The 5,304-nt window shown below is 66.9% G+C and carries 8 protein-coding genes; 7 read left to right on the top strand and 1 reads right to left on the bottom strand.

The features are described 5' to 3' along the window. Positions 1 to 1,261 (top strand): autotransporter outer membrane beta-barrel domain-containing protein (locus O0J73_RS21430; protein ID WP_308309590.1); only part of this gene is annotated, 1,261 nt, incomplete at its 5' end. A gap of 75 nt (positions 1,262 to 1,336) precedes the next feature. On the opposite strand, the gene O0J73_RS21425 is transcribed toward O0J73_RS21430, so the two are convergent. Continuing rightward, on the bottom strand, positions 1,337 to 1,768 hold the full coding sequence (locus O0J73_RS21425) for a hypothetical protein (protein WP_308309589.1): 432 nt from the start codon (positions 1,766 to 1,768) through the stop codon (positions 1,337 to 1,339). 374 nt (positions 1,769 to 2,142) lie between these two features. Between O0J73_RS21425 and O0J73_RS21420 the strand changes: the two genes are divergently transcribed. The 6 genes from O0J73_RS21420 to O0J73_RS21395 all read left to right on the top strand — a co-directional run. After that, the gene (locus O0J73_RS21420) at positions 2,143 to 3,177 is read left to right on the top strand and encodes a S41 family peptidase (RefSeq protein WP_308309588.1); all 1,035 of its coding nucleotides are present in this window, start codon (positions 2,143 to 2,145) and stop codon (positions 3,175 to 3,177) included. A gap of 3 nt (positions 3,178 to 3,180) precedes the next feature. Continuing rightward, the gene (locus tag O0J73_RS21415) at positions 3,181 to 3,519 is read left to right on the top strand and encodes a hypothetical protein (RefSeq protein ID WP_308309587.1); all 339 of its coding nucleotides are present in this window, start codon (positions 3,181 to 3,183) and stop codon (positions 3,517 to 3,519) included. Positions 3,520 to 3,568: 49 nt separating this feature from the next. After that, on the top strand, positions 3,569 to 3,871 hold the full coding sequence (locus tag O0J73_RS21410; RefSeq protein ID WP_006470039.1) for a type II toxin-antitoxin system HigB family toxin: 303 nt from the start codon (positions 3,569 to 3,571) through the stop codon (positions 3,869 to 3,871). Then, positions 3,868 to 4,227 carry a hypothetical protein gene (locus tag O0J73_RS21405; RefSeq protein ID WP_006470038.1) on the top strand — a complete coding sequence of 120 codons (360 nt, stop codon included), beginning with the start codon at positions 3,868 to 3,870 and terminating at the stop codon, positions 4,225 to 4,227. The genes O0J73_RS21410 and O0J73_RS21405 overlap by 4 nt, the downstream gene beginning before the upstream one ends. 86 nt (positions 4,228 to 4,313) lie before the next feature. Then, the gene (locus O0J73_RS21400) at positions 4,314 to 4,748 is read left to right on the top strand and encodes an SseB family protein (RefSeq protein ID WP_006470037.1); all 435 of its coding nucleotides are present in this window, start codon (positions 4,314 to 4,316) and stop codon (positions 4,746 to 4,748) included. Positions 4,749 to 4,972: 224 nt separating this feature from the next. Continuing rightward, a partial coding sequence (locus O0J73_RS21395; RefSeq protein WP_308309585.1) for a contractile injection system protein, VgrG/Pvc8 family occupies positions 4,973 to 5,304 on the top strand: 332 nt, incomplete at its 3' end.

The raw sequence follows: 5,304 nt of genomic DNA, 5'->3' as shown, positions 1-5,304 counted from the left end.
GCCCGAAGGCGCCACCGATCCGGACCTGACCGCCGGCGAGACCGCCCCACCGCCACCGCCGCCGGAGCCACCGCCGGCGCCGCCGCCGACCGATCCGGAAGTGCCCGAGGTGCCGGTGGCCGGTGGCAGTCTGCCCGGCACGGGCGCGCCGCCGACACCGGATGCGCGCCCGGCAGAGGGCGCCGTGGTGCCGCTGTACCGCGTGGAGACGGCCACCTACGCGGTGGTGCCGCCCCTGCTGCGCGAGGCCTCTCTGGCCAGCCTCGGCACGTTCCACGAACGGCAGGGCGAGCAGCGCCTGCTGTACAACCAGGGCGCGCTGCGCACCGCCTGGGGCCGGCTGGTCGGGCAGAGCAGCGAGATTCACTGGAAGGGCGATGCGCAGCCTGGGTTCGACGGCGATGTGATGGGCCTGCAGGCCGGCCTTGATGTGTGGGCTGCGGCCAACGACAACCATCGCAACCAGATCGGCGTGTTTGTCGGCCGTACCCGCGCGCAGGGCAAGACCACCGGCCTGGCGCTGGGCTGGGAGAACGTGCAGGTGGGCCAGAACCGGCTGGATGACAAGCACGTGGGCCTGTACTGGACGCTCACCGGCAGCAACGGTGGCTACATCGATGCAGTGGCGATGCAGAGCCGTTACGACGGTCGCGTGCGTTCCTCGCGCGGGCTGGGCTTCGGCATCAAGGGCGATGGCACCAGTGTGTCGGTGGAGGCCGGCAAGCCGCTGCTGCAGTTCGGCCAGTCGGCCTGGTGGCTGGAGCCGCAGGTGCAGGTGATCTGGCAGCGCACCGCGCTGGATGACCGTCGCGATGCGGTATCGAGCGTGCGCTTCGACAACGACAACGCCTGGACCGGCCGCATCGGCCTGCGCCTGGCCGGTGACTACCAGTTGGCCGACAACGGCTGGCAGCCGTACTTCAAGCTCAACTACTGGCACGGCGGCTCCGGCGAGGATCGCATCCGCTTCGACGACGACGTGATCGTCAACTCGCAGCGCTCGCGTGCGCTGGAAGCCGGCGTGGGGGTGGTCGGGCGCTTCAACCGCACCATCAGCGCCTACGCGGTAGCCGATTACACCCGCGAACTGGGCGGCGATCGCAACGAGAAGCGCCGCATCATCGAAGGCAACATCGGCCTGCGCGCGGACGTCACCAGTCCGCGGGCTCGGGTGGGTGCCGACCTCGGTCGGCACTCATCCCGTCACCGCCATGATGCGCTCCGGGTTCCAATCCGCTCTGGATTCCAACCGGCGCCATGACCTGCTCCGGGTTCCAACCGACGCCATAATCTGCTCTGGTGGGTGTCGACCTTGGTCGACACGAATCCATCGGCGTCACGATCCCGCGCATGCACCCGGTGCCACCAACCCACCCGCATGATCGGCCAGCACCACCACCGCATGCAGCAGGCCTTCCTCCACCTGCGGCGGGCACTGCGCCGCCGCATCATCCATCTCGCGCGCCGATTGCGCCGCCAGTAACACACCCCCGCAGGCGGACACCGCCGCGAGGCACCGCGTGGCCTCGGCCAGTTCCCGGCCACGCGCCTCGCTGAGGTGCCGTTCGCGCCAGGGCTGGCCATCGGCAGCATGGCTTTGCGCGATACCGCGCAACCGGGCGAAGAAGGCCGACGGCGCGGCATCGCCGTCGCCCTCGCACAATGCATCTTCCAGCGCTTCAGCCACGGGTGTGGGCAGCGCCAGGTCGGGCAGGACATCGCCCAGCAGGGCGTGCAGACGGGGATAGGCGGGGTAGGGCGTGTTCATGGCGGCAACCTCACGAGGCAAGGCCACCTGCGGGATGCAAGGTGGCGGGCGGTGCGGGTTGGCGTGCCGGTCAAAATCGAAGCGAAAAAAGCCGACGGATCACGAGGATCCCCACGCACCGCCCGCCATGGGCGAGCCGGTGCATTGTCGCGATTGCCGTTGAGGCGGCAACTCGATTGCTTCGATGTTTGATTCAGGACGCCAATCCCGGCCAGCGCAAAGCGCGCCGGCAGAGCCACCTTCGCGCTTTTGCCCGAGTGACAACATGGGCAAAGTTGCAAATGTTGCTGTGCGCGGCGCGTGCCAAAGCCGACATACAACGACAGCGGCAAGCGCGTATGCTGCGCTACTCATCCACGACGAAGGAACGTCGAATGCCGCTTGATCTCCGCGTGATCGCCGCTGTACTGGGCGCCCTGTTCTGCAGCAGCGCACAGGCCGCCGCCCCGGACGCCATCGACCTGCCGACAGCACAGGCGCAGGCCCAGTTGCTGGACATGCTGGAGAAGGAGTCGCTGTACCGCGACCGCGTGGACTGGCCGGCCATCCGTACGCGCCTGAAGGCGGCGCAGAACGATCCGGCGCTGGCCCGCGCGGTGCTGCAGGAGGCGACCGGTCGCAGTTCTGGCGGGCATGGCGCGTGGATCAGCGCCAAGCAGCTGCAGGCGAAGGCAGAACGCCTGGCACGCGCCAATGGTGCAGCGACGCCGGCGCCGAGTGCAGCGATCGCTTCGACCGAAGCGCTGGACCCGCGCATCGGCCGGGTGGAGATCGGGGGCTACAGCGTCATGCAGGGCCCCACCGCGCACCAGCGGATGAAGGAACGTGCGCAGCGCTGGCAGGCGATCATCCGGGACCAGGACGGCCGCCATCGTTGCGGCTGGATCGTCGATCTGCGCGGCAACACCGGCGGCAACATGTGGCCGATGCTGCTGGGCGCAGCGCCGCTGTTGCGCGTCACGCCCAGCGCCGACGAGAACGTGGGTTCCTTCGCTGCCGCAGATGGTCCGTCGCTTTGGCAGCTGACGCCGTCCAGCGTGCGTCATGGCGAGCACGTGCGGGTCGATCTTGGCGGGCCCGGCTATCTGCTCAAACACCCAGGCGCGCCGGTGGCGGTGCTGACCGGGCCGCGCACCGCCAGTTCCGGCGAGGCGACCGTGCTTGCCTTCCGCGGCCGCCCGCACACGCGCAGTTTCGGCCAACCCACCTCGGGGCTGTCCACTGCCAACGTGATGCGGCCGCTGGTCGATGGCAGCGCACTGCTGCTGACCACCAGCGTGATGCAGGACCGCAATGGCCAGGGGGATGGGCTGAAGATCGAACCAGACCAGCGCACCGACAGTGATGCCGCCACGCTGGCTGCGGCGCAGCAGTGGTTGCTGCAGCAGCCCGCCTGCCAGGCGCGCTGATCCATGTTCCTGATCGGCCAGCAGGAACGGGTGGTGATCGTCGGTCCTACGGAAGCCCACCATTGCCTGCGTTGCGGAACGGAAACCGACTTCGCGCCGCAGCTGCGCTACAGGATGGCGCGCATCGACCTGCTGTTCGGCTTTGCCTACCAGCGCCGTTACGAGCTGGCCTGCACCCGCTGCGAGCACGGCTGGCTACTGGACACCGAAACCATGGACCAGCAGCTGGGTGGGGTGCCGATCCCGTGGCGGCACCGCTTCGGCCTGCCGCTGATGCTGGTGGTCGTGGCTGGGCTGGCCCTGCTGGGCTGGCTGTGGCGGCACGGATTCATCGGTGGCTGATGAAGATGAGAGGGTTGCTTATATCCCATTTTGGGACTAGGATCTGCGAATGAAAGTGGTTGCTTTGGCGACGCTGAAACGATTCTGGGAACGCCATCCCGATTCGGAAGCAGCGCTGAGGTCCTGGTATGACGAAGTCAGGCACGCCGTATGGGGCACACCGCACGACGTACGCCAACGTTACGCAAGCGCAAGTTTCGTGGCGAACAGTCGTGTGGTGTTCAACATAAAGGGCAACAGCTACCGGCTTATCGTCGCTGTGGGTTACAGGTTTCAAGTGGTCTACATCAAGTTCATTGGCACCCACGCCGAGTACGACCGGATCGACGCCGACACTGTGGAGCTTCTATGAACATCCAGCCCATCCGTACGGAAAGCGATTACGAAAACGCTCTGCGCGAGATTTCGGCCTATGTGGACAACGAGCCGGAGCCGGGGAGCGAGGATGGCGATCGATTCGAAATTCTCGTAACGCTGGTTGAAGCCTACGAAGCGAAGCACTACCCGATCGAACCGCCAGATCCGATCGAGGCAATTCGCTTCCGCATGGAGCAGGGCGGTCTGACCGTGAAGGATCTGGTGCCGTCCATCGGCCAGCTCAACCGTGTCTATGAGGTGTTGAATCGCAAGCGCGGCCTGACTCTGGAAATGATCCGGAAGCTTCACCGCAACCTGGGCATTCCCGCGGAAAGTCTCATCGGCCGCTGAAGCCCGCGTATCTCTGCCGATACGCTGCCGTGCGCAACCCCCGGCCTGCTAAAGTTGCAGCCTGCAATCACGTACCGGAACCCACCATGGACCACGACACCCCGTTCGAACCCCTCAACGACCTCGAGGTGCGCCTGCTGCAGGCCCAGGACGGGACGCTGACCGCATCGCAGTTCCTCGATGGCCTGTTGACCTCGACGGCGTTCGTGCTGCTGGACAAGGCCATCGGCGAAGATGGCGCCTGGGACGAGAGCATCTCGCCGCTGGTGCTGACCAGCGAGAGCGGCGAACCGATGTTCGCGGTGTTCACCTCGCCCGAGCGCGCCGGCCTGTGGCACGAGCAGCTGCCGCAGTTTGCCCATGCCATGCCGATCGCGGTGCACGCGCTGCTGGCCGGTATCGGCGACGGTGTCGGCCTGGTGCTGAACCCGGGCCTGGACGTGGGCATGGAAATGATTCCCGATGCCGTGGCCCAGCTGAAGCAGCGCGCTGCGGCGATCACGCGTGGCATGGCGCATTGATTCCTGCCTTGGCTGGCTCGCTGCTGTTTTCAGGCTGGTCTCTTGGCGGGTAACACCCTCCTGTTCTGCATGCGATCGGCATTTCGTAGTTTTCCTAGCGGGCGCGACACCTAGGTAGCGCCTGCGTTTCACGGCGGACCTGTCTGCCGTGTCGCAATTCCCTCTTCCTCGGCCCCTGTTTCAGCAACACGCTCACGGCCCCTTGGCCCTGCGCGCGTTGCTCCATGGATGGCTCCGTTCCTGCTCCGCAATGGCCCGCCCTGCGCTCTGCGCTGGCCGGCCCTTCGCACGCCCAGCGCTTCCTGCGGCTGCACACGTCGCTGGGGAGCGATGTGCTGGTCGCCGAAACCCTCGATGGCGTCGAGCAGATCGATGGCATCGGTTTCCAGTGGACGATCACCGCCCTGTCGTTGGACGCCGGCCTGCAGCTGGCGCCGCTGATCGGGCAGGGCGCGCTGCTGCAGCTGCAGCAGGCCGACGGCAGCCTGCGCCCGTTGCACGGTCGCATCACCGCCGCCGAGCGGCTGGGCAGCAATGGCGGCCTGGCGCGCTATCG

The organism is Stenotrophomonas sp. Sm6012, from assembly GCF_030985895.1.
Classification (GTDB): domain Bacteria; phylum Pseudomonadota; class Gammaproteobacteria; order Xanthomonadales; family Xanthomonadaceae; genus Stenotrophomonas; species Stenotrophomonas forensis.
The sequence above is the reverse complement of the archived record's forward strand: the minus strand, read 5'-3'. Positions and strand labels throughout refer to the sequence as shown.